Source organism: Sphingomonas cremea, from assembly GCF_021502585.1.
In the GTDB taxonomy this organism is placed as follows: Bacteria; Pseudomonadota; Alphaproteobacteria; order Sphingomonadales; family Sphingomonadaceae; genus Sphingomicrobium; species Sphingomicrobium cremea.
Map to the genome: position 1 here is coordinate 258,790 of NZ_JAKFGM010000002.1, position 21,094 is coordinate 279,883.

At 61.2% G+C, this 21,094-nt stretch carries 25 protein-coding genes; 9 read left to right on the forward strand and 16 right to left on the reverse strand.

Translation table 11 applies throughout. The features are described 5' to 3' along the window. Positions 1-21: 21 nt before the first annotated feature. From LVY65_RS07695 to LVY65_RS07710, 4 genes are all read right to left on the reverse strand, one after another. Positions 22-2,763, reverse strand: a complete 2,742-nt coding sequence (locus LVY65_RS07695; protein ID WP_235067452.1) for a carboxypeptidase-like regulatory domain-containing protein — start codon at positions 2,761-2,763, stop codon at positions 22-24. A gap of 30 nt (positions 2,764-2,793) precedes the next feature. After that, positions 2,794-3,618 (reverse strand): fimbrial biogenesis chaperone, encoded by an 825-nt coding sequence (locus LVY65_RS07700; protein WP_235067453.1) that lies wholly within the window; start codon positions 3,616-3,618, stop codon positions 2,794-2,796. Between the two features lie 154 nt (positions 3,619-3,772). After that, positions 3,773-4,282, reverse strand: coding sequence for a DUF4402 domain-containing protein (locus LVY65_RS07705; protein ID WP_235067454.1), 510 nt, complete (start codon positions 4,280-4,282; stop codon positions 3,773-3,775). 161 nt (positions 4,283-4,443) lie between these two features. Continuing rightward, positions 4,444-4,977, reverse strand: a complete 534-nt coding sequence (locus LVY65_RS07710) for a DUF4402 domain-containing protein (protein WP_235067455.1) — start codon at positions 4,975-4,977, stop codon at positions 4,444-4,446. A 137-nt stretch (positions 4,978-5,114) separates the two neighbouring features. Here LVY65_RS07710 and LVY65_RS07715 point away from each other — a divergent pair, with 137 nt between their 5' ends. Beyond that, positions 5,115-7,202: a transglycosylase domain-containing protein gene (locus LVY65_RS07715; protein ID WP_235067456.1), complete on the forward strand. Its 2,088-nt coding sequence runs from the start codon at positions 5,115-5,117 to the stop codon at positions 7,200-7,202. On the opposite strand, the gene LVY65_RS07720 is transcribed toward LVY65_RS07715, so the two are convergent. After that, the gene (locus tag LVY65_RS07720) at positions 7,164-7,853 is read right to left on the reverse strand and encodes a M48 family metallopeptidase (RefSeq protein WP_235067457.1); all 690 of its coding nucleotides are present in this window, start codon (positions 7,851-7,853) and stop codon (positions 7,164-7,166) included. The two genes, LVY65_RS07715 and LVY65_RS07720, sit on opposite strands and share 39 nt — an antisense overlap. A 4-nt stretch (positions 7,854-7,857) precedes the next feature. Beyond that, positions 7,858-8,295, reverse strand: coding sequence for a YcgN family cysteine cluster protein (locus LVY65_RS07725; protein WP_235067972.1), 438 nt, complete (start codon positions 8,293-8,295; stop codon positions 7,858-7,860). Positions 8,296-8,388: 93 nt separating this feature from the next. On the opposite strand from LVY65_RS07725, the gene LVY65_RS07730 reads away from it, so the two are divergent. After that, on the forward strand, positions 8,389-8,961 hold the full coding sequence (locus LVY65_RS07730; protein ID WP_235067458.1) for an ankyrin repeat domain-containing protein: 573 nt from the start codon (positions 8,389-8,391) through the stop codon (positions 8,959-8,961). On the opposite strand, the gene LVY65_RS07735 is transcribed toward LVY65_RS07730, so the two are convergent. Together LVY65_RS07735 and LVY65_RS07740 are read right to left on the reverse strand one after the other, a co-directional pair. After that, complete coding sequence (locus tag LVY65_RS07735) at positions 8,958-9,443, reverse strand: MmcB family DNA repair protein (protein WP_235067459.1); 486 nt, start codon at positions 9,441-9,443, stop codon at positions 8,958-8,960. The two genes, LVY65_RS07730 and LVY65_RS07735, sit on opposite strands and share 4 nt — an antisense overlap. Positions 9,444-9,519: 76 nt before the next feature. Further along, positions 9,520-10,140, reverse strand: coding sequence for a cell wall hydrolase (locus LVY65_RS07740; RefSeq protein WP_235067460.1), 621 nt, complete (start codon positions 10,138-10,140; stop codon positions 9,520-9,522). Between the two features lie 28 nt (positions 10,141-10,168). Between LVY65_RS07740 and LVY65_RS07745 the strand changes: the two genes are divergently transcribed. Next, positions 10,169-10,351: a hypothetical protein gene (locus LVY65_RS07745; protein WP_235067461.1), complete on the forward strand. Its 183-nt coding sequence runs from the start codon at positions 10,169-10,171 to the stop codon at positions 10,349-10,351. On the opposite strand, the gene LVY65_RS07750 is transcribed toward LVY65_RS07745, so the two are convergent. From LVY65_RS07750 to LVY65_RS07785, 8 genes are all read right to left on the reverse strand, one after another. Then, the gene (locus LVY65_RS07750) at positions 10,341-10,682 is read right to left on the reverse strand and encodes a DUF1491 family protein (RefSeq protein WP_235067462.1); all 342 of its coding nucleotides are present in this window, start codon (positions 10,680-10,682) and stop codon (positions 10,341-10,343) included. The two genes, LVY65_RS07745 and LVY65_RS07750, sit on opposite strands and share 11 nt — an antisense overlap. After that, a complete protein-coding gene (locus tag LVY65_RS07755) occupies positions 10,682-11,146 on the reverse strand; it encodes a PaaI family thioesterase (RefSeq protein WP_235067463.1) in 465 nt (154 codons plus the stop codon). Before LVY65_RS07755 ends, LVY65_RS07750 begins: the two co-directional genes overlap by 1 nt. Continuing rightward, the gene (locus LVY65_RS07760) at positions 11,136-11,600 is read right to left on the reverse strand and encodes a PTS sugar transporter subunit IIA (RefSeq protein ID WP_235067464.1); all 465 of its coding nucleotides are present in this window, start codon (positions 11,598-11,600) and stop codon (positions 11,136-11,138) included. Before LVY65_RS07760 ends, LVY65_RS07755 begins: the two co-directional genes overlap by 11 nt. 75 nt (positions 11,601-11,675) lie before the next feature. Beyond that, positions 11,676-12,245 (reverse strand): ribosome hibernation-promoting factor, HPF/YfiA family, encoded by a 570-nt coding sequence (hpf, locus tag LVY65_RS07765; RefSeq protein ID WP_235067465.1) that lies wholly within the window; start codon positions 12,243-12,245, stop codon positions 11,676-11,678. A 43-nt stretch (positions 12,246-12,288) separates the two neighbouring features. Further along, a complete protein-coding gene (gene dnaQ / locus LVY65_RS07770) occupies positions 12,289-13,005 on the reverse strand; it encodes a DNA polymerase III subunit epsilon (RefSeq protein WP_235067466.1) in 717 nt (238 codons plus the stop codon). A gap of 7 nt (positions 13,006-13,012) precedes the next feature. Continuing rightward, the gene (gene coaE, locus LVY65_RS07775) at positions 13,013-13,606 is read right to left on the reverse strand and encodes a dephospho-CoA kinase (protein ID WP_235067467.1); all 594 of its coding nucleotides are present in this window, start codon (positions 13,604-13,606) and stop codon (positions 13,013-13,015) included. Next, positions 13,603-14,421 (reverse strand): shikimate dehydrogenase family protein, encoded by an 819-nt coding sequence (locus tag LVY65_RS07780; RefSeq protein ID WP_235067468.1) that lies wholly within the window; start codon positions 14,419-14,421, stop codon positions 13,603-13,605. Before LVY65_RS07780 ends, coaE begins: the two co-directional genes overlap by 4 nt. Beyond that, positions 14,418-14,999, reverse strand: a complete 582-nt coding sequence (locus LVY65_RS07785; protein ID WP_268828682.1) for a Maf family protein — start codon at positions 14,997-14,999, stop codon at positions 14,418-14,420. Before LVY65_RS07785 ends, LVY65_RS07780 begins: the two co-directional genes overlap by 4 nt. A 314-nt stretch (positions 15,000-15,313) precedes the next feature. On the opposite strand from LVY65_RS07785, the gene hemE reads away from it, so the two are divergent. From hemE to mnmE, 6 genes are all read left to right on the forward strand, one after another. Next, positions 15,314-16,363 (forward strand): uroporphyrinogen decarboxylase, encoded by a 1,050-nt coding sequence (gene hemE, locus LVY65_RS07790; protein WP_268828704.1) that lies wholly within the window; start codon positions 15,314-15,316, stop codon positions 16,361-16,363. A 2-nt stretch (positions 16,364-16,365) separates the two neighbouring features. Continuing rightward, a complete protein-coding gene (locus LVY65_RS07795; protein WP_235067471.1) occupies positions 16,366-16,824 on the forward strand; it encodes a CopD family protein in 459 nt (152 codons plus the stop codon). A gap of 168 nt (positions 16,825-16,992) precedes the next feature. Then, positions 16,993-18,249 (forward strand): transcription termination factor Rho, encoded by a 1,257-nt coding sequence (gene rho / locus LVY65_RS07800; RefSeq protein ID WP_235067472.1) that lies wholly within the window; start codon positions 16,993-16,995, stop codon positions 18,247-18,249. Between the two features lie 24 nt (positions 18,250-18,273). Further along, positions 18,274-18,939 (forward strand): YjbE family putative metal transport protein, encoded by a 666-nt coding sequence (locus LVY65_RS07805; protein WP_235067473.1) that lies wholly within the window; start codon positions 18,274-18,276, stop codon positions 18,937-18,939. A 75-nt stretch (positions 18,940-19,014) separates the two neighbouring features. Continuing rightward, entirely contained in the window at positions 19,015-19,728 is a 714-nt protein-coding gene (locus LVY65_RS07810; RefSeq protein ID WP_235067474.1) for a YjbE family putative metal transport protein, read from the forward strand. Further along, the gene (gene mnmE / locus LVY65_RS07815; protein WP_328282499.1) at positions 19,679-21,046 is read left to right on the forward strand and encodes a tRNA uridine-5-carboxymethylaminomethyl(34) synthesis GTPase MnmE; all 1,368 of its coding nucleotides are present in this window, start codon (positions 19,679-19,681) and stop codon (positions 21,044-21,046) included. Before LVY65_RS07810 ends, mnmE begins: the two co-directional genes overlap by 50 nt. Positions 21,047-21,094 lie beyond the last annotated feature (48 nt).

Sequence of the window (21,094 nt, forward strand, 5' to 3'; positions counted from 1 at the left end):
GTCGTCCCAGACGACTTTTGGTTAACGCGGGTTCAGGGTTGGCCCGCCGGCCGGTTCGGCGATAGCAATTCGCGCTGCCTTCTGGATCCGGATGGCGCCAAGCCGAACGACAGTCTTGGTCGCGCTGATTTCGACTGTCTTGGGGATGGAGGCATCGACTCCGGCGGCCTTCGCAGAGTCCGCCGTGAGGCGTAGGCGATAGGCTCCATAGGCAACCCGTTCGAACAGGAAGAATCCGTCATAGTCGCTGCGCGCGGTCGCGACCGCATGGCCACTGGCATCCAACAGCTCGACATCGAGCCCTTCGAAACCTCGGCCGTCATCCTGGACGAGCATTCCTTCGATATCGCCGGCGCCGACCAGGCCAATTTCGAGCATTGCGGCAACGCCGGGGCGAGGCACGACCACCTGCAATGCCTTTCTTGGCGTCAACGATGGATCGGGTAGGCTGGAGGTGTCGATACCGACTGCGATCGGCTGATATGGCTGCAGACCGCCGACGCGAACGACGCCTAGCTTGTTGGTCGCAACATCGGAGACGCGCTGACCGGTAGTGATAATCGCTCCCTCTTCCCATGGCTCCGCCTGATCGCGCCTGCCGTTGTCGTTGATGTCTCGATAGACACGCGCTTCGACGGTTCCGGTGGAAGCCAGTCGTTGGTTGCTGAGCTTGAAGCCCCCAGCAGCGGAATCGAGCGAGAAGTTCAGGTTGATCCCGGCTGCGAAGCTGCCATCGGTCCCGCCCTCGATCGACGCCGCCGCGGCGAGCGTACTGAAGCGCCGAATATATGAGACTCGCGCGCGACCGCGCTTGGCGGCCGCATCATAGGCAAGCACTCCTTCCCAATCGGCCCTGTCCGATGCCGACCAGTAGGCGCTGAGCTCGGCGCTTCGGAAACGATTATGGGGACTGACTTCCCAAGCGGTACCGCCGCGCAATCGGACTTCGCCGATATGTCCCGTGCCGATCAGCCCGACCTCCAGCCGGTCCTGTTGCGGCGGATCGCTGCTGCCCAGCCAGCGTTGCCAGTTGACCAGCGTCGACAGGTTGAAGCCGTTGAAATTAGTCGACAATCGACTTGATGCATTGAGGGTTTTGTTATCTTGGCCGCGGTCGACCAGGCGTACGTCGCCATGTGCGGCAAGGCTGCGATGGCCGATCTTAAGCGGGGCGTCGACGGATAGCCGGGCCTCGCGATAGCGCTTCTCCTTCTCCCCGTTGATGACAAAGTCGTTGGCCAGAAGCGCTTCGGCGCTGAAATTGACCGAGCCCATTTGCGCGACAGCCTGCGCCCGCGCCGCAATCCCGCCATTGCTATCGCGTGCAAGCGCCGTCTCGACCAAGGCCGAGCCGATCGAGCGGCGCACTGAGCCCTCGATGAATGTCATTTTCTCGTTGTCTGCCAGCAACATGGCAGCAAGCACCCCAATCGAGGTGCGCTTGTCTAGGCCATGTTCTATCTGGACCGCCGCCTGCAGGTCAGGTCTGGTGAAGTCCGCTGGTTCACTGTCGATCGGCGGGCCTCCGCCATCATCGCGGCCGACGAAATCGCTTAAAAGATTGCGGCCCGGCTGGCTTATTCCTGCCCAATACCAGGTCTTGCCCGCCGGAACCTGGCTTTGGCCGATATTGATCGATTCCAGCCGGCTTCGCTGCTGGCCCTGTGGTCCATAGAGAATAACTTCGAACCGATTGTCGCCGTAGACCAACGGAACGTCTGCGAAGACATAGCGCTGTGACCCGTCCGATTGGCTAAATGCAAGTAATTCTCCGTTGCGATAGAGCTCCGCGTCCCAACCGGCGGGCAGATCACCTTCGAACCGGGTGCGGTCGAAAGCGACAGGGTTGAACAAGGGCCGGTTGGTAACTTCCAGCCCACGTCCGGTGGCTCCCGGAATGAGCCGGCTCGACACGCCAGACACATCGCCGACCGCGAAATGGGTAGCATCGAGCGGGCCAAGAAGGCCGCCGTCGGGATCCGAGCGATAAGCGCGAAATCTGAGCGATTGCGGACGTCCGTTTTCGTCAGTCGACAACATGCTGTCATAGGACAGTCGCGCGATTTCCCCGGCAGCAACAACCGAGGCATGGCGATCGACCTGCATCCCGGTCGAGGCTTGATAAGTCACGCCTGCATTCACGATGAAATCCAGCGCTGGGGCGCGCCACAGTCGATAGGGCAGCCGGACCTTGGGCAGGCTTTCGATCGGCATCGCTGCCGGCCGAATCCGCGCCGCGCGCTCCTCACGCTCTCGGGCGAGTTCGACCGGCAGCTTGGCTTCGGATTCGAGCAACAATACGGACCCGGAGGTGATTGGCTTGACCCCCAGTTTGAACCAGCGGCCAAGTGCGGCGGTCTCTACGCACCAGCCTTCGGGCGTTTCGCGGATCGTTCCTTCGGCAAGTCTTTCCAGTTGGTCACCGTAACGAGCGGTGCCTGCCGCCTGGTCGATTTCAATCCGATGATTCTCGCGGAACGCCCATCCGGAAGCCCGCTTGGCCTGCAGGTCGATCTTCATCGGCAGATCCAGCGTCGTCAGGAAATCCCCGAAAATTACGCAGGTGCCTTCAGGAATCTGATATGCGCGTACGCCATCGCCGAGGCGCAGCTGCCGGATGTTGACGTCGAGCAGGAACTGCTCCTCGGGATCGGCCGTCCAGGCCGGACCGACCGGACTTGCGGCCCACGCGGCTGCCGCGCCCGCCGCAGCGAGAGCGGCGCAGGTGAAAACCCTGCGCAACCAGCGGGTTGGCCGCCGCATCGGAAAGTCCCGCTCGCCTTCCAGCCGGTCTTAGCGCAGCACCGCAGTGGTTTCGGCGATGGTCACCGGGCCGGTATCGGTCGGTTCGACATATTGGACGGTCACCTGGCCCGACGCCTGAGCGGCGTGGGCCGGATCGATGGCGATCGTCACGGATCGCTGACCGACCTCTGTATAGACGGCGACCCCGCGGACGAGGGCAATCGGGTCCGATACGCCGGCCTTGAGGACGCGGACCTCGCCAAAAGTCGAGCGATCGCCCGAACGGCTGATGTCGAGAGCAATGGCCGGCTTTCCATCCTCTGTGACTTTGCGAACGTTGGAGATCGCGGCCTTCGCTTCGAGGTTACCGAGGCGGACGATGACCGGGATGGTGACGCCGTAGATTGGGATGAGCCTGAAGGCGATCCCCTCGACTTTCTGCGGCGAAGCCACAGGTTCAGGTGGCGGGACGGCGCGGAACAGCAAATGAACTCGATATTCGCCATCTGCCAGTCCCTCGGGGGCACGCGCCGAAAGGCGGATAGACTGTGGCTGGTTGGGCGGAAGTGTCACTCGGCGGGGCGCAAAGAGGACCATTTCCTGCGCAGCCTGCTCCTTGGCGTTGGGCGTTTCGACGTCGATCAGCTTCCCATCGGGACCCATCCGGCGGAATTCGGCCGAGATCCGATAGGTGGCGACCTCGCTTCCGATATTGTTCAGGACCACTTCAGTCCCGCGGCGACCGTCCAGAACCACGCGTGTTGGAGCGACGAGCAAGTCGCCGCCGCCTGCCTGGGCTGGCGGCGCGGCGAAGATCAGCGCAGGCGCAACTAGCGCGATCCTAGCAAAGCGGCCGAGTGCGAAACGAGCCATGAAACTTCCTCCAAAACGGTTGGGAGGAGAATGGCTCCAAAATGGTTATTATTCGGCTAACCATCTGCAGAAACCGATGATGAAAAAAGGGGGCCGTCGAACTTGTCGAAGGCCCCCTCTTCCCTACCCGGCGTGCCGGGCGGTCTGGTCCGTCTTATTGATAATCGACGGTGACGTTCATCACGCCCGTATAGAGTCCCTCAGGTGTCGCGGCCGTAAGGCCGATCGAGCCGCCAACATTGAAGTTGTCGCCAGGAGCGCCCGAGCTGGTCAAGGTGACCGTCGCCGGTGCATTAGGCGTAAACAGCAGGTTGGTGGTGCCGTTGCTGAGGTTTGACGCAACCGCGCTGATGGTCACGACGGCATTGTTCGAGCCGCGCACGTTGTACTGGCCCGAAGCAACGGTGCCCGAGCAGGTCAGCTGGCCTCCGCTTCCGCAGGTCAGGACGCCGGCCTGGGTGATCGAAACGGTGTCGGTGCCGACAACTGCGCCAACGACGATCGTACCGAAGTCGAGGTTGCGGATACCGCGAAGCTCGAGCGGCTTCAGGATGCGGACATTGGCCGACGCAGTCGGGCTAGCGGATACCGGAGCGGCTACGGCCGGTGTCGCAACGACAGTGACAGCAGCGGCGAGCGCCGCCAGGCGAATGAGTTTAGTCATGATAAGATTCCCCACTAGTTCCGAGCATGGCGGCTGGCCGAACGATTAAGCCGTCCACCCGTGGGTCCCTCATTAACCTTGCCTGCTTACAGCTTTGCTCAATGATATGGTTATCGGACGATTAAGCTTTCCTTCGCAACGGACCAAGTTGCGTGAGGCAGCTAGAGATAGTCGACGTCGATCGGTATTTCGCCACGAAACAGGCCATCGACATCGCCCGAAACCCTCAAGACTCCTCCGAATCGGAAGCTTAGGCGCCCATTGCCGTCGAGTCTCGGCATTGGCGGGAGGTTGGACTTGATTGATTCGAGGCGGATCGTCCCGCCAGCAAGTCCGAACAATTCGACCCGGCTGGGCAGATCGATCCGAACCAGGCGCCCCGGCTCACCGCGGATAACCACCTCGCCAACCATCGCCCGGGCGCCAATCGCGGCGACCGATCCACCAACGCTCTGGGAACCGTCCGGAGCAAGCTCGAAACTGCCATCGCCCGAGCCCAATTGGATCAGCTTGTCGAAATCGAGGCTGGTTTCGACGTCCAGCCGGACCGGCACGGCTGGCTTGCTGGCAACAACGGCATCCCCCGGCGCGCACAGGCGACAAGGTGCAGTCACGTCCTGCGGCCAGGCAGGCGCTGTGAGGCCCGTGGAGCCAGCCAGCACCATGGCAACAAGGACAGAGGTCCGGCCCATCATTACACGACGCTAGGCGAGCAGCGTTGAAACAAGGTTAACGGTGGCTTCATCCTCCATTCTGGAGAAAGCGCTGATCTGGGCACCGGTCGAACCGGCGCTTGTCGGAAGTGGCGCAAGCCAATAGGAACCTATCGCCAATGGCCCGCTCCAATCCGTCCCGCGCCAAGGGAATCTTCGTCTCGGTCCTGAAATGGGCTCTCGCTATCGGCTTTCTCGGGCTGGTCAGCCTGGGCGTTGCCGTCGCGGTGGCGATGACCCAGCTACCTGACTACCAGCAATTGAGCCGGCGCTCCGACCTAGGCCAAATGGTTCGCGTGCGGGCTGCCGACGGGACCTTGCTCGTTTCGCTTGGCCCAAGCTTTGGCCGATGGCTGAACTATGACGAAATCCCTCCGACGATGCGGAGCGCGATGATCGCGGTGGAGGACAAGCGTTTTCGCAGCCATATTGGTGTCGATCCAATCGGCGTCGCCCGATCATTCAAGGTTCGGATCCAGTCGGGCAGTTGGAAGCAGGGTGGCTCCACCATTACGCAGCAGCTGGCGCGCAACATATTCCTGACCAACAGCCGGACTTTCGGCCGGAAGGTCAAGGAAGCGATCCTTGCGCTGGCGCTGGAACGAAAATTCTCAAAGAACCAAATTCTCGAACTCTATCTCAACCGTGTCTATTTCGGCGGCGGCGCTTACGGCATCGACGCCGCCAGCCGCACCTTCTTTGGCCATGGCGCCGAGCGGCTGAGCCTGGGCGAAGCGGCGATTATCGCCGGGCTGGTAAAGGCGCCCTCCAACTATTCGCCCACTGCCGATGTCGAAGCTGCGCGCGGGCGCGCCGGCGTGGTGCTGAATTCTATGGTCGAAAACGGTTTCCTTCCGGCCTCCGCGGCGGTCGGAGTGGATCCCGCCGAGATCAAAGTCCAGCCGGCAGCCAAGCAGAACAGCGTTCGCTATTTCACCGACTGGGCATTGCCGCAGCTCGACACGCTGATCGACGAAACCAGCGATCCAATTGATGTCTGGACCACTCTTGATCCCGGCATGCAGTCGGCAGCCGATCGGGCAATCAACGGCTATACTCCGCCGGGTGCACAGGGAGCGCTGGTAGCGATCGACCGCGACGGTGCGGTCAGGGCAATGGTCGGCGGTCGCGACTATGTCGATTCCATCTACAATCGCGCCACCCAGGCGGAGCGGCAACCAGGATCGGCGTTCAAATTGTTCGTTTATCTGGCCGCGCTCGAATCCGGAATGAAACCCGATGACACAATTGTCGACGAGCCCGTCACGATTGACGGCTGGACCCCTCGCAACTCCACCCGCACCTACGTCGGGCAGGTTACCCTGCGAGAGGCGTTTTCACGGTCGATCAATACCATCAGTGCCAAGATAGGAGATGCGCTCGGCTTCGGCACTATCGCCGACATGGCCCGGCGATTCGGCATTTCCGGCCGCATTTCGACCTTCCCATCGATGGTGCTCGGAACCAGCGACGTTCGGTTGATAGACATGACCCGTGCCTTTGCCGCCGTTCAGAACCGCGGCGTCAGTGTCATGCCTTACGCCATCCGCAAGGTGGTTACCGCCGATGGACGCCTGCTTTACCAGCACCAGGCAAATGAGGAGCGCGTCCTAGTCGCGCCATGGGTGGCTGCCGGGATGACCGACATGCTGCAATCTGCCGTTCTTTCCGGCACCGGGCGGGCGGCTCAAATCGGCCGGCCAGTTGCCGGGAAGACAGGCACCACCACATCAAACAAGGACGGCTGGTTCATCGGCTTTTCGAGCGGCTTGACCACGGGCGTTTGGATGGGTCGCGACGATGCGCGCCCAGTTGGCGGCCTGCAGGGCGGTGCGGCGCCAGCCCGCGCCTTCGCGGACTTTATGAAGGTTGCGGTTGCGAAACGGCCGGTCGAGCAATTCGAGACCAAGGCGCCGATGCCCGACTGGCAACTCGAGCCTGACGAGGAGGCTTGGGGAATGAATTATGTGGATTCAGCGCCGCTGGTCGATGCTGACGGCAACCCGATAGGGCGCCAGCCTGCCAATCCGCTGGCGCCGGAAGCTCAACCTCAACCTACGCAAGGCGGAAGTCAGGTCGATCAACAGTGGCTGGACGAGGTACTGCGGCGCAACCCGCAGAACCGCCCGCAACCGGCCCCCCGCAATCCGCCGCCAGAACAGCAGCCGTTAGAGCCCGCGCCCGATCCGCTTCAGCCGCGGCCCTAACGCTCGCAATTCGGCCCGAGCGGCGGCGACGTCGCCATCATAAAGCTCCGCCTCCAGCCGGCGGAACGCGGGGCCATGATCCATATGCCGGCGATGTGCCACTTCATGGGCCACGACCCACCGCAGCAAGCGCGGCGTGGCGAGAATAAGTCGCCAGCTGTAGCGGATCGCGCCACTAGCCGAGCAGCTTCCCCATCGGCTGGACGCATCCCCAACGGCCACGGATCGGATGCTGACCCCGGCGCGCGCCGCGACATTGGCCGTCTCGGCGCTTAGCCGAGCCAAAGCTTCGATTCGAAGAAAGCGCTCGATACGTAACGCAAAGCTGGCTTCTGGACCGCCAGAGCTCAACTGATTGCCCTCCAGACGCGGCGCTCGTGGCAGTCCCTCTTCCCAGTGCAGCCGAATTTCTCGGCCTTCGAACAATATTGTGGCGCCGGCGCGAAACGGCTCTCCAGGTCTGAGCTGAGCCAGCTGCGCATCGACCCATTCCTCTTGGCCGCGCGCCCATTCGAGTACAATGTGACGACTCAATTTCCGGGGGTAAGTCAGGGTCAATCGCTCGCGGACCTCGTCGAGCCGAAGCCGCATTGCCCGGGCCTTGGGGTGAGGCCGAAGCTCGACCGGCCAGGCAAGGCCAGCGAGGCTCAATGGTTCAGAGCGGGCGGTCAACCAAGTGCCATTCGAGCTCGCCTGCATCGACTTCGCTGACCGTCCAGCCCCGGGTCGACTGGCCAGCTTCATGCACCGTCTCACGGCTGCCTGAAATGAGATAGTGCCAGTCGGGGAGCGGCTTGCCTTCCCAGCGGAGGCGATAGGCACAGGTCGTGGGCAGCCATTCCAACTCATCCAGCTTGTTTCGATCGAGCTTTACGCAGTCATGAACCAACTTCTTGCGGTGCGCATAGTCGGTGCATTGGCCAGCGCGGCGATCGAGCAGCTTGCAGGCCACATTGGTCGGGAATAGCTCGCCGGTTTCATCATCCTCCAGCTTGTGCAGGCAGCAACGCCCACAGCCATCGCACAGAGCTTCCCACTCGCCACGGTCGAGCGACGACAAAGGCTTTTCCCAAAATGCTTTTGCGCTATTCATGTTGAACTCAGCCTTGGTCCGCCAAGGCGGCCAGATCAAGGCATGCTTCCTGGGGATTAGATGATGCGTCGGTGGGTCAAGGCAGGATTGGCAATGGCACTGGTGACGGCAGCCGTTCCCGGATTGGCCCAGTTCGGAAGTTCCTCCGAAGGTGAGACCTTTCTCAAGGCCATTGAAGATGGCGACAATTCCAAGGCCATCCCGCTTCTCGAGGATCCGGGTTTGAGAGTGGTGAATTATCGCGGCTTCAAGGGCGATACGGCGCTTCACATCGCAACTCGCAAGCGCGAGCTCGATTGGGTTGGCTATCTGCTAAAGAAGGGGGCCGACCCGAACATCGGTGATAATAAGGGCGACACGCCATTGATCGTTGCCGCGAGTATCGGATTCGAGGAAGCCGCCGACTATATGATCCGGCTTGGGGCGAAGGTCGACACGACCAATCGCCGTGGCGAAACCGCGTTGATCGTGGCGGTGCAGCAGAGGCAGCCGCGAGTGATGGAATTGCTGCTGAAAGCCGGTGCCAATCCCGACAAGGCCGATCACTCGGCGGGTTATAGTGCGCGCGACTACGCCAAACGCGACACGCGTAATCCGGGTCTGCTGAAGCTGATCGATACGGTCAAATCGACCAAGAAACCGGTCGCGGGACCCAAACTGAACTAAGAGGCGTCGCCGAGGGAGGGGTCGATCTGGGCGGACAATCGCCGCGCCGCCCGGCGAGCAAAGCGTAACGTTTCGGCCTTGCGCCTGGCCGGAGCAAGCGGTCGGGTCGAGGGCTCGCGAAGGACCACGGCATCGTAGCGATCGGCGACCATCAAGCCGGCATGATCGGGAAGGAAGCGAGCTTCATCGAGCAGATGCGCCAGCGCCTGCGGCACCGCCCAAAAGAATCGATCGCAATATTCCAGATAATCGGTCCACTTCTGATCTCCGAGAAGATCGGCCTTGCTGACCTTTATCTCAACGATCGTCAGTTCCCCCCGCGCCCCGATCGCCATCAAATCCGCGCGGCGTCCATTGGGCAACGGCACCTCGCACATTGCGAACAGGTCGTGTCGGCAAAGCAGCCGAGTCACGCCGCGCGCTACTTCCGCTGCAATTGGCGAAGCGTCTATGAAGCAGTCGGGAATCGGATTGGATGCCATTCCCGACTAGTAGAACAAAAGGTGGCCGCAGCCAATCCGGCGGATTGGCAAGGATGCCTTGGACCCGCTGGAAACCCTAGCGGTAAAAGACGTGATTGCCGAGCGTACCCACCCGTGTCAGCTTCCAGCCCGGAGATACTCGGCGGGCGTGGAAGAATAGCGCCTTGCCCATCGGCGACGGATGTAGCTGAAGGTCAACGATCTTGGCGACTGCAACCGCATCCCGCCAATCCTGGCTGGCGTGTGGAATATACGGCATCGAGTGGCCGCGGACGAAGCTGAACTGACTGCGTTGGTAGACAACGCCGCAATAGCTGGATGGGAATCGGCCCGAGGCAGCCCGATTGGCAATGACCTGGCCGACCGCGAGCTGCCCCTGCAGGCTCTCGCTCTTGGATTCGAAATAGATAGCGCCGGCGAGGCATTCGAGTTCGCGGCTTCCGGCATCGGAGCTGCGCAGCTTGGCAACCTTCTCCGCCAGAGTGGCGTCGGGTGAGATTTCGTCCGCCACTTGGTCCGCCACTTGCGGCTGACCGTCACCTGCCGTGGGAGCCAGCGGATCTGTCGCTTCCTCGGCGCCTAATTGCGCGGGTTCGACAGCGATTGAAACATCATTGGAGCCTTCGGCGATCAACGGCTCGGCGGCCGGATTGACTTGGGCCGGAGCGACCGAAGAGGCGGTCAGGGCGGCGATCACCGTGAAGGCGGAACGAAACGACACAAACATGCAAACCGTCACTTGGGCGGTGAGCCGACCGTTTGGCGTGCTGCTCTATACAGCTCTCGCCGAGGGTAGCTCCCCGACTGCGTGGCATCTCAATTACGACCTACTTGCCGATGTGCGGATGCCCCCGCATTGGTTGTTGCAGCACCTGATTTCGGATTGGTTCCGTCCGGTCAACCTTTAGACGTTGTTTCAGCGATGAAACGTTGCGGGTCCGGGATATCCAGTTCAATTAGCCATAGATCTTCATCAAACCGGACTCGTTTTTGGCTCCAATCCGCCAAAGCTTTTGTCTCTGCTCCGGCTGCGGGCCCAACTTGCTGCCAGCGGTACGAGCCGTCGGGACCTAAGGCGCGTTCCAAGAAGGCATGATGCTCTCCGCGGCAGGTTATAACCAGGACCAGCGCGCCGCGATCGGGATCACCTCGTTTGACAATGGTCCCGTACCCGCCCCCCGCCTCCGCCTGGCGGACCAAAGCCGATGCCTCGAGCTGTGCCGGAAGCCGTTCCGACATCAGCCCGGGCGGTAGCCGTCGAGACCGGACAAGGCGATATGCGAGCGCATGAAGGTCCCGGTTCCGCGGGCACATTCCTCGCCTTCGAAATCCACGATGCGGGCCTCGGCGACGAAAACCCTGCGCTTGCCCGAAATCCACCGACCCTCGGCGCGCGCTTCACCTGCGCGCATCGGCTTGGTGAAATGCAGGTTGAAGGCGGTAGTCAAAAGGAAACGATCGCTGACCAGGCTGTTGGCGGCATAGAAAGCGGCATCGTCGAGCATCTTGAAGTAGAGCGTGCCATGGGCCGCCCCCGCCGCATGAAAGGCTTCCGGCGAAACCGAAAAGCGTATTTCGCTCCGCCCAGCCTCGGGCAGCGAAAGCCGGGATTCGAAAAGGCGGTTGATTGGTGCCGAGGCATATAGCGCCTCGAGAGACCGCAAATGCGCCTCCTCCCCCGTGGGCGCCGTGTCAGGCGGCATCGCGTTCCTCTGCGCCGATCAGCACCGCGGCCATCGCGTCGCGACTGCGCGCGCCGCGCAGCTTTTCGACGATACCGGCATGCCGGACCAGCCGGCTGACCGCAGCTAGTGCCTTCAAATGCTCAGCCCCGGCATCGGGCGGCGACAGGAGCAGGAACACCAGGTCGACAGGCGCTCCGTCGATGGCTTTATAATCGATCGGGGCCGCCAGCCGCGCAACCAACGCATATACCCGGTCAAGCTTGTCGAGCTTGCCATGGGGAATCGCGACTCCGCCGCCGAACCCGGTAGAGCCGAGCCGCTCGCGATCGGCAATGGCGTCTGCGATCAGCAACGGATCTTGCGACAGGCGCGCAGCAGCGATCTGCGCGAGCTGGTTCAGAAGCTGGCGCTTGTTTCCTGCCGCTAGGTCGACGCGGATCGCTTCGAAGTCGAGAAATTGGGAAAGCTGCATTGAATAATACCCAGGACAGGCGAAAACGCGCGGACAGAGACTAGCTAGGCCGTTAGCCGACCATGGCCGTCATTGTCACTTCGACGATGGTTCGACCCAGCCGATTGTTCCATCGTCCCGGCGATAGACCATGTTGTATTGGCCACTGATGGGGTTGCGGAACATCAGTGCATTGGTGTTCCGTAGGTCAAGCATCATCACCGCATCGGAAACGCTGGCTTCGGGGATATCGACCTTTGTCTCGGCGATGATTGCGGGCGCCGGCGGGATCGGCTCCTCCTCGTCCATTGGCGCAGCGAAGACCGTATAGGCAGCGCTTTCCTCGATCACCGCGCCATCAATCTCTCCTCGCCGCTCGCGCAGCCGGCTCATATAGCGCTTCAACTGCCGCTCGATCTTGTCCGCGGCGCCATCGAACGCGACATGCGCATCATTGGCCCTGTTCGACGACTTGAGCACGACGCCCTGGTTGACCGGGGCGACGATGTCGCAGGTGAAGTCTTCATAAGGGCCACGCCCGAACGTAACGTTGGCGGCCACGGCGCGGGAAAAATAGCGGTCGGCGATCGCCGACAGCCGGTCGGAGACATGGGAACGCAGCGACTCTCCGGTAGCGACCTGATGACCCGCGACCCGAATGTCCATAATGGCTCTCCTTTCAACTCCAACGGCACTGGCGCCAACGGCGTCAAGCGGTGCCGCGTTCCGAAGTGGGAGCGAAAAACCGATCCCACAAGGGATTCACAATTTTGGCCAGGAAGGCGCGGTGCCGCGCCACTTCCTCCGGCCCCGCCATATGGGGGCGCGGCGGCCGGGGGACGCGCACTTCCGCGTCCGACGAAAGCTCCGCCGACACGACGCGTGGACTGTCGGCGATCAGGCCGAGCCCGATCTGCCGCCCGCCGGTCAGTTCGATATAGACCTGGGCGAGCAATTGGGCGTCGAGCAACGCTCCATGCTTGACCCGGTGCGAGCGGTCTACTCCGTAGCGTGTGCAAAGCGCATCGAGGCTGTGCTTTGCCCCTGGGTGGCGGGAGCGGGCGAGAATCAGCGTGTCGACCATCCGAGTGAGGCAGATCGATTCTTGGCCGCAGCGTTCCAACTCATGATTGAGAAAGCCGAAGTCGAAGCTGGCATTGTGCGCAACCAGAGGCGCGTCACCGATAAACTCCAATAGCTCTTGCGCCTTGTCGGAAAAGCGAGGCTTGTCCGATAGGAACATGTCACTGAGGCCATGCACGGCTTCGGCTTCGCTCGGCATCGGCCGTTCCGGATTGAAATAGCAATGGTAGTGGCGCCCGGTCTCTACCCGGCCGACCATTTCAATGCAGCCGATTTCAACAATGCGGTCGCCCCCCGCGGGGGAAAGGCCCGTGGTCTCCGTGTCAAAGACGATTTCGCGCATGACCCCCTTAAACACCCGCTGCGAGGCCGAGACAAGCTAGGATCGCATGGACCTGGGCGCGAGTTTGCTCGATGCTTCCGGACGTATCGATGATGAAGTCGGCTCGCGCCCGCTTCTCCTCGTCCGGAAGCTGCCTGGAGAGAATCTGCTCGAACTTCCGCTTCGTCATTCCGGGCCGGGAAAGCACTCTTTCGCGCTGTAATTGGGGTGAGGCGGAGACCACGATCACCTTGTCGAATGCTGCGTCGCCGCCAGTCTCGAACAGCAGTGGAATGTCGAACAGAAGTGCCGGAGCGTCGCTATTCTCTATGATAAAGCGGGTCCGCTCATGGTGCACCGCGGGGTGAACGATCGCTTCCAGCGCCGCCAACTCGTCCCGATCGCCGAGCACCGCCGCAGATAGAGCCTCCCGAACGACCGCACCCTCGCAGGTCGTTCCGGGAAAGCGCGCTTCGATCAAGGGCACCAGCCGACCGCCCGGTCCCTGCAAGTCGCGGACGGTGGCATCAGCATCGAAAGTCGGAATCCCAGCCTCGGCGAACATTGCGGCGACGGTCGACTTCCCCATGCCGATCGACCCGGTGAGGGCGAGCGTGATCATTGCCTCAGCCTTTGCCAGAGTTCGCCGTCACGGTCACGCGGGGGATCTTGGCCGAAGAACAGTTTGAAGCTGGTCGTCGCCTGCTCCACCAGCATTTCAAGGCCTGTGATCACCAACAGGCCGCGCACCCGCGCTGCCTCGACCAAAGGAGTGTCACCGGGGCTGGTCACCATGTCGAACACCCAGCCGCCGACCGGCATGCGCGACAAGTCGCAGTTGAGGCATTCCTGTCCCGCCATGCCAAGCGGAGTCGCGTTGATCAGGCCGTCACTGACGATCTGCTCCGTAAATGGCGTAGGCTCGGCCTCAAGCCCGAATTCGACCGCCAGCTTCACCGCCTCACCAAGGTCACGCGCCTGGATCCGCACGACAGACAATCCCAGCAGTTTCAGTGCCACCAGCGCCGCCCGGGCAGCGCCGCCATTGCCCAGCAATGTGATGCTTCCCATCCGCGCCTTGGCGTCGTTCAATCGGGCAACAAGCGCTGCAATGGCGCCGACGTCGGTGTTTGCTGCAACCAGGCGACCTTCGCGCATCATCAGCACATTGGCCGCCCCGGCTGCGACGGCTCGGTCGGCGGCAGCGTCGGCCAGCGCGACCGCGTCTAGCTTCAGCGGCATGGTCACGTTGGAGCCGCGCCAATCAGGATCGGTGCGTCTTTCGTTTAGATAGGTTGGGAACTCCGCTCGGGTGACTCGCTGTCTGCCGTATCGGGCGTCGATTCCCAGGGCTTCGAGCCAAAAGCCATGAATTGCCGGCGACAGGCTTTGATCTATGGGATCGCCGATAACTTCGGCAAAGGGGCCGGTACTCATGACTGGAGCACGCCCCGCGCACGAAGCGCACCAAGCAGCGGAAGCAGCGGCATGCCCAAAATGGTGAAGTGGCTGCCCTCGACACTTTCGAAAAGCGTGACCCCACGGCCTTCCATCCGAAACACGCCCACGCAAAGCCCAACCGCGGGCCACTCAGCATCCAGATAGGCCTGAATGAAATTTTCGCTCATCGGGCGGACCTCGAGCCGGGCGGTTTCCGCATGAGTCCAGTCGACATGGCCGCCTCCGGCAAGCGCCACAGCGCTCGACAACAGCATCGTTCGACTGGAAAAGGCACGAAGATGCGCGGCGGCCTCATCGCGATCGCGTGGCTTTGAATAGCGAACACCATCGACGATGACGATGCTGTCGCTGCCAATCACCCAGTCGTTCGGCCCGACCGTGACCGATGCAGCCTTCCCCTCGGCGAGCAGCCGAGCCAGCTTCTCGCCGTCAAGGGAGTGGGCTTGTTTGGCCTGATTCTCATCGAAATCGGGTGCGCGGACGGCAAACTCTACTCCGGCCTGCTCTAGCATCGTCCGGCGAATTTGGCTGTTACTGGCCAATATCAAAGACATAAGGCTCCGGGGGAAAAGTCTGTGGAAAAGTCGCTCATCTTTCTAGCGCGAAGCCGGGGATGACCCAATGGCTTCAATCTGTCCGATTCCGCCCGCGACGGATTCAGGACTCCGCCCACAGGGGAAAAACATCGTCCACAGCCTGTGAATCATGGGAGAGTCTTGTGGCGACTCGCCAACAGCTGGCGATTCGCGCCGAATCGGCGCCTGTTGGCAAAGTCGGGAGGCGCGCTTAAATCCCACTCCCAACGCCCCATCTACTCCATCAATCTTCTAATCTTATATATAAGGAAGAATAGAGGTTGGCCTCGCCCTTGCCCGACCCATCCAAGCAAGCGACCGGTCGCCCCGACAAGCCCTTGCTTGCCGTGCTCCGTGGCGAACGTCGTGATCCTCCACCTATGTGGCTTATGCGTCAGGCGGGCCGCTACTTGCCCGAGTATCGCGCGCTGCGTGCGACCAAGGGCGGGTTTCTCGACCTGGCTTATGATCCCGAGGCGGCGGCCGAGATCACGCTACAGCCCTTACGGCGATTCCCGTTCGACGGTGCGATCCTGTTTTCCGATATTCTGGTTGTTCCGCATGCGATGGGCATGGATTTGACCTTCGTCGCCGGCGAGGGGCCGCGGCTTTCCCCTCCGCTGGTCCATGCGCCCATTTGCGACCTTTCGCCGCAAATGGAACGGCTTAATCCGATTTATGAGACTGTGCGGCGAGTTAAGGCCGAATTGGCGCCCGAGACCACATTCCTCGGTTTTGCCGGAAGCCCCTGGACTGTCGCAACTTACATGATTGCGGGCCAAGGTAGCCGGGACCAGGCCGAAGCGCGCCAATTAGGCTATTCCGACCCGGGCAAGTTGGATGCCATCCTCGACGTCATTTCCTGTATCACGGTTGATTATCTTTCGCGGCAGATCGAAACGGGCGTGGATGCGGTGCAACTGTTCGACAGCTGGGCGGGAAGCTTGTCGCCGGCGCAGTTCGAGCGCCATGTGATTGCCCGTACCGCCTGGATCGTCGATCAATTGAAGCGCCGGCATCCAGGCACTCCGATCATCGGATTTCCCAAGGGCGCCGGAGGCAAGTTGCGGGCATATGCCGCGGAGACGAGGGTCGACGCAATCGGACTCGACGAAACGGTCGATCCTGCTTGGGCTCATCGCGAGCTTCCGGTCGGACTGCCGGTCCAGGGCAATCTTGATCCATTGGCGTTGGTCGCCGGGGGCGAACCACTGATTACGTCCGTGGAGCGGATCCTTGACGCGCTTGCCGACCGGCCCCACATCTTCAACCTGGGCCATGGGATCCAGCAGACGACGCCGATCGAGCATGTCGAGGAGCTGGTTGCGCTGGTGAAGGGCTAGGGATGGGGCTTTCTGAATATCAGGGTTTCCTGGGCGCCGCCTATCTTTGGGTGAAGGCAGCTCACGTCACTTTCGTGATTTTCTGGATCGCTGGCCTGTTTATCGTTCCGCGCTATTACGTCCATCATCAGGCTGCGACGCCAGGATCGGCCGAGGACAGGGCTTGGATCGAGCGGGAGGACAAGGCTCGGACCATCATTCTCAATCCGGCGATGCTGATCGTCTGGGTGTTGGGTTTGATGCTCGCGATACACCTCAACCTGTTCGGGACGCCATGGTTTCTGGCCAAGTTGTTCCTGGTGCTGATCCTCACGGCTTATCAGGGCTGGATCGGAAGCTACGGTCGCAAGCTGGCGAACGGCCACCGCGAGTTGGACGACAAAAAGCTTCGGTTGATGAACGAGGTGCCGGGCATCATCACCGCCCTGATCGTTGTTTTAGTAATCGTTCGCCCCTTCTAAGCCGTTGACTTCGCCCCTCTCGGCGACTTAAGCGCTAGATCAAGACGGCTGTATCGGCCCGATTTCCCATTCTCGCCGGTACGACCATTTGCCCTGTCGTCCCCATTCACGGCGTCCTGCCGTTCGAGTTTCAAATTCCAAAATATTTTCGTTCGAAAGTTAATTTTCATGCATCTCAAGGACCTCAAGCAGAAAACCCCCGCTGATCTCGTCGCAATGGCAGAGGAGATGGGGATCGAGGGCGCATCGACCATGCGCAAGCAGGACCTGATGTTCTCGATTCTCAAGGTGCGCGCGGAAAGCGGCGCCGAGATCAACGGCATGGGCACGATTGAAGTGCTCAACGACGGGTTCGGTTTCCTTCGCAGCCCGGAGGCAAACTATCTTGCCGGACCCGACGACATTTACGTCGCTCCCAACGTCGTTCGCCGCTTCGGTTTGAGGACGGGTGACACGATCGAGGGAGAGATTCGCGCGCCGAAGGATGGCGAGCGCTATTTCGCATTGACCAAGGTCAGTCAGATCAATTTCGACGATCCGGAGGCGGTTCGCCACCGGGTCAACTTCGACAACCTCACCCCGCTATATCCGAACAGCAAGCTTCGGCTCGACACGCTGGATCCGACAGTCAAGGACAAGTCGGCCCGCGTGATCGACATTGTCTCGCCGCTGGGCAAAGGCCAGCGTGCGCTGATCGTGGCCCCGCCGCGGACCGGTAAGACCGTGCTGCTGCAGAATATTGCCAAGGCGATCACCGACAATCATCCCGAGGTGTTCCTGATCGTGCTGCTGATCGATGAGCGGCCGGAGGAAGTCACCGACATGCAGCGCAGCGTCAACGGGGAGGTGATCAGCTCAACCTTCGACGAGCCGGCCTCGCGTCACGTCCAGGTCGCCGAAATGGTGATAGAAAAGGCCAAGCGCCTGGTCGAACATAAAAAGGATGTCGTGATCCTGCTCGACTCCATCACTCGTCTCGGTCGCGCCTACAACACCGTCGTTCCTTCGTCTGGCAAGGTGCTCACCGGCGGCGTCGACGCCAATGCCCTGCAGCGCCCGAAGCGCTTCTTCGGCGCCGCGCGCAACATCGAGGAAGGCGGTTCGCTGTCAATTATCGCTACGGCGCTGATCGATACCGGATCCAAGATGGACGAAGTCATCTTCGAAGAGTTCAAGGGCACCGGCAACAGCGAAATCGTGCTCGACCGCAAGGTTGCCGATAAGCGCATTTTCCCCTCGCTGGACGTCGGCAAGTCCGGCACCCGCAAGGAAGAGCTGCTGGTCGAGCAGGGCACATTGTCGAAGATGTGGGTGCTTCGCCGCATCCTGATGCAGATGGGTACGGTCGATGCGATGCAGTTCCTGCTCGACAAGATGAAGGACGCCAAATCCAACGAGGACTTTTTCGCCTCGATGAACCAGTAACCGGACGCGGGCGTTCACCCGGTCGTGCTCTCCAGCCTCAACTTTTCCGCGGTATTCACTGCCTCCGGCCTTGCAAAGCTAGGCCAGATCATCGTCGGCGATCTGACGATGGCCGGCGACAATGTGGTCATCATGGGGTCGCTCGCTTCCGGCTTGCCGGACAAGGACCGTCGAAGAGTGTTGATGCTCGGCGTCGGCATGGCGCTGGCTTTCCTCGTCACCTTTGCCTTGCTCGCCACGCAACTGTTGAAGATTACCGGCCTGGTGTTCGCTGGCGGCCTGCTGTTGCTGTGGGTTGCCTACAATATGTGGCAGGAGCTGCATCCGCGCCAACTCGTGGCAATCGATGATCCTTCGACCGTGGAAGTCGAGGGTATACCCGCAACGAAAACCTTCCTTCAGGCGGCGATCCAGATCACCATAGCCGACCTAAGCATGAGCCTCGACAACGTACTGCTGGTGGCGTCGATCGCGCGCGATAATCCCGCGCTGCTGGTCATCGGTCTCTGCTTTTCGGTGTTGTTCATGGGGCTGGCTGCCAATTATGTAGCCCGGCTGATCCAGCGCCACCACTGGATCAACTATATCGGGCTTGCCGTAATCCTCTATGTCGCGATCAACATGATTTTCGAGGGTTGGGTCGGCGGCGAGCATGTACTCGGCTTGAGAAACGCGCTCGGGTTCGCCTAAGCGGGAACAAATTCCGACGGACCGGCTTGGACCGGTAATCGCCACCGAGGACAGGGGGACAAATTGTTCGAACTGATGTTGACGACGCTTTCCGCCGTGTCGACGGGATTTGGCAGCCCGGCCGATATCTGGGCCGCGATAGTCAAGGATTTCGCCAACATTACCGAGCCGACGGCATTTTCGGCTTTTGTGCAAGTGTTGATGATCGACCTGGTGCTGGCGGGGGACAACGCCATCGTGGTTGGCGCGCTTGCCGCCGGCCTGTCCGTCGAACAGCGGCGCAAGGTTATCCTGATCGGCGTTCTGGCGGCGCTGGTTCTGCGCATCATCTTCGCGCTGATTGTGACGCAACTCCTGCAGATCATCGGCCTGATCCTGGTCGGTGGCTTGTTGCTGCTTTGGGTCGCCTGGCGCATGTGGCGCGATCTTCGCCACGCAGGGGAATCGCCGGGGTCAGAGGAAATTGTTGGCGACGAGCATTCGGGACTGCGGCCGGCTAAGAGCTTTGCCGGAGCGGTCTGGGCGGTTGCAGTTGCCGATGTGTCGATGAGCCTCGACAATGTTTTGGCGGTTGCCGGTGCGGCGCGCGATCATCCCGGGATCTTGATTGTCGGCCTGATCTTCGCGGTCGCCCTGATGGGCTTGGCCGCGAATCTGATTGCCCGCTACATCGAGCGCTATCGCTGGATCGCCTATGTGGGGCTGCTGGTGATCGTCTATGTAGCGTTCAAGATGATCTATGACGGCTGGATCCACCCCGAAGTCGGACTGGGCAGGCTCTTCGCCTGAACGGTTGCGGATTACTCTAGCGACTGCGATTGCAGGCGGCGTGAGTTCAATTGATACGATTGTAGCCTTGTCGAGCGGCCGACCGCCTGCGGCCATTGCCATCGTGCGCACCAGCGGGCCCGCGGCCTTCGCCGCCGCGGAAGCTATTGCCGGGAGTCTACCCGAACCACGTCAAGCCTCGCTACGGCGGCTCATCGATCCACGGGACGGTTCGCTCATCGATGAGGCCTTGATACTTCGCTTCGATGGTGTTTTTAGCGCGACGGGCGAAAATACCGTGGAATATCAATGTCATGGAGGTAGAGCGACGGTCGATGCGTTGATAAAAACATTGCTTTCCCACACCGGGGTCCGGATGGCGGAGCCCGGGGAGTTCACCCGCCGAGCGATGTCCAACGGCCGCATCGACTTAACCGAAGCAGAGGGGCTTGCCGACTTGCTTGCGGCTGAGACCGAGCTGCAGAGGCGCTCGGCCATGGCGCGCGCTGGCGGCGCGCTACGGGCACGTCTGGAGGATTGGCGTGACCGGTTGCTTGCTTTGTCGGCACGGACAGAAGTTGCGATCGATTACGCCGACGAGGAAGACGGAGAGTTCGATCTTGGGCTCATGCCCGATATCAAGCGACTTTCGGCCGAGATGGCCGAGCTCGTCGTTGCCCCCCGCGTCGAGCCAATGAGGGAAGGCGTACGGGTTGTCGTCGCAGGCCCGCCTAACGCCGGAAAATCTAGTTTGGTCAACGCTTTAGCACAATCTGAAAGAGCCATTGTCACGCCGATAGCTGGGACGACGCGTGATGTAATCGAGGTGCCGATTGCGATCGGGGGCGTACCATTCGTACTGGTGGACACAGCTGGACTGCGTGATTCGGACGATACCGTCGAAGCAATTGGAATTGACCGGGCGCGACATGAGGCGGGGCGAGCGGACTTACTGCTTTGGCTCGGCTCTCCAGGCGAGGCGCCGACCCACGATGAATTGATCCTCGTCTCGGCCAAGTCCGACCTGGCCGCCGACGGAGGTGAAGGCGTCCAAGTATCGGCGGTAACCGGAGAGGGTCTGGACGCCCTTACGGATTGCCTCATGAATCGCGCTCGTCACCTTCTCCCTAAGGGAGATGAACTAGCTCTCGATCGGCGCCAACATGACCTTCTGGCCGACGGGCAAGCTGCGTTGGGCCGGGCAGTCGCGCTCAACGATGCGGTTTTGATCGCTGAAGAATTGCGAAATGCGCGCCTGGCTATTGATCGGATTTCGGGCAGGGCCGGTGTCGAGGATTTGCTTGACGCGTTGTTTGGCCGATTCTGCCTCGGCAAATAGATAGACAGTTTCACGTGAAACATCTCTGCGTTGAATGGGCAATGCACT

Bases quoted from the DNA above. Each gene is read 5' to 3' on its own strand.
- LVY65_RS07695 (WP_235067452.1), bottom strand. From the start codon at position 2,763: ATGCGGCGGCCAACCCGCTGGTTGCGCAGGGTTTTCACCTGCGCCGCT.
- LVY65_RS07700 (WP_235067453.1), bottom strand. From the start codon at position 3,618: ATGGCTCGTTTCGCACTCGGCCGCTTTGCTAGGATCGCGCTAGTTGCG.
- LVY65_RS07705 (WP_235067454.1), bottom strand. From the start codon at position 4,282: ATGACTAAACTCATTCGCCTGGCGGCGCTCGCCGCTGCTGTCACTGTC.
- LVY65_RS07710 (WP_235067455.1), bottom strand. From the start codon at position 4,977: ATGATGGGCCGGACCTCTGTCCTTGTTGCCATGGTGCTGGCTGGCTCC.
- LVY65_RS07715 (WP_235067456.1), top strand. From the start codon at position 5,115: ATGGCCCGCTCCAATCCGTCCCGCGCCAAGGGAATCTTCGTCTCGGTC.
- LVY65_RS07725 (WP_235067972.1), bottom strand. From the start codon at position 8,295: ATGAATAGCGCAAAAGCATTTTGGGAAAAGCCTTTGTCGTCGCTCGAC.
- LVY65_RS07730 (WP_235067458.1), top strand. From the start codon at position 8,389: ATGGCACTGGTGACGGCAGCCGTTCCCGGATTGGCCCAGTTCGGAAGT.
- LVY65_RS07735 (WP_235067459.1), bottom strand. From the start codon at position 9,443: ATGGCATCCAATCCGATTCCCGACTGCTTCATAGACGCTTCGCCAATT.
- LVY65_RS07745 (WP_235067461.1), top strand. From the start codon at position 10,169: ATGCAAACCGTCACTTGGGCGGTGAGCCGACCGTTTGGCGTGCTGCTC.
- LVY65_RS07750 (WP_235067462.1), bottom strand. From the start codon at position 10,682: ATGTCGGAACGGCTTCCGGCACAGCTCGAGGCATCGGCTTTGGTCCGC.
- LVY65_RS07755 (WP_235067463.1), bottom strand. From the start codon at position 11,146: ATGCCGCCTGACACGGCGCCCACGGGGGAGGAGGCGCATTTGCGGTCT.
- LVY65_RS07760 (WP_235067464.1), bottom strand. From the start codon at position 11,600: ATGCAGCTTTCCCAATTTCTCGACTTCGAAGCGATCCGCGTCGACCTA.
- hpf (WP_235067465.1), bottom strand. From the start codon at position 12,245: ATGGACATTCGGGTCGCGGGTCATCAGGTCGCTACCGGAGAGTCGCTG.
- dnaQ (WP_235067466.1), bottom strand. From the start codon at position 13,005: ATGCGCGAAATCGTCTTTGACACGGAGACCACGGGCCTTTCCCCCGCG.
- coaE (WP_235067467.1), bottom strand. From the start codon at position 13,606: ATGATCACGCTCGCCCTCACCGGGTCGATCGGCATGGGGAAGTCGACC.
- LVY65_RS07780 (WP_235067468.1), bottom strand. From the start codon at position 14,421: ATGAGTACCGGCCCCTTTGCCGAAGTTATCGGCGATCCCATAGATCAA.
- LVY65_RS07785 (WP_268828682.1), bottom strand. From the start codon at position 14,999: ATGTCTTTGATATTGGCCAGTAACAGCCAAATTCGCCGGACGATGCTA.
- LVY65_RS07795 (WP_235067471.1), top strand. From the start codon at position 16,366: ATGGGGCTTTCTGAATATCAGGGTTTCCTGGGCGCCGCCTATCTTTGG.
- rho (WP_235067472.1), top strand. From the start codon at position 16,993: ATGCATCTCAAGGACCTCAAGCAGAAAACCCCCGCTGATCTCGTCGCA.
- LVY65_RS07810 (WP_235067474.1), top strand. From the start codon at position 19,015: ATGTTGACGACGCTTTCCGCCGTGTCGACGGGATTTGGCAGCCCGGCC.
- mnmE (WP_328282499.1), top strand. From the start codon at position 19,679: ATGACGGCTGGATCCACCCCGAAGTCGGACTGGGCAGGCTCTTCGCCT.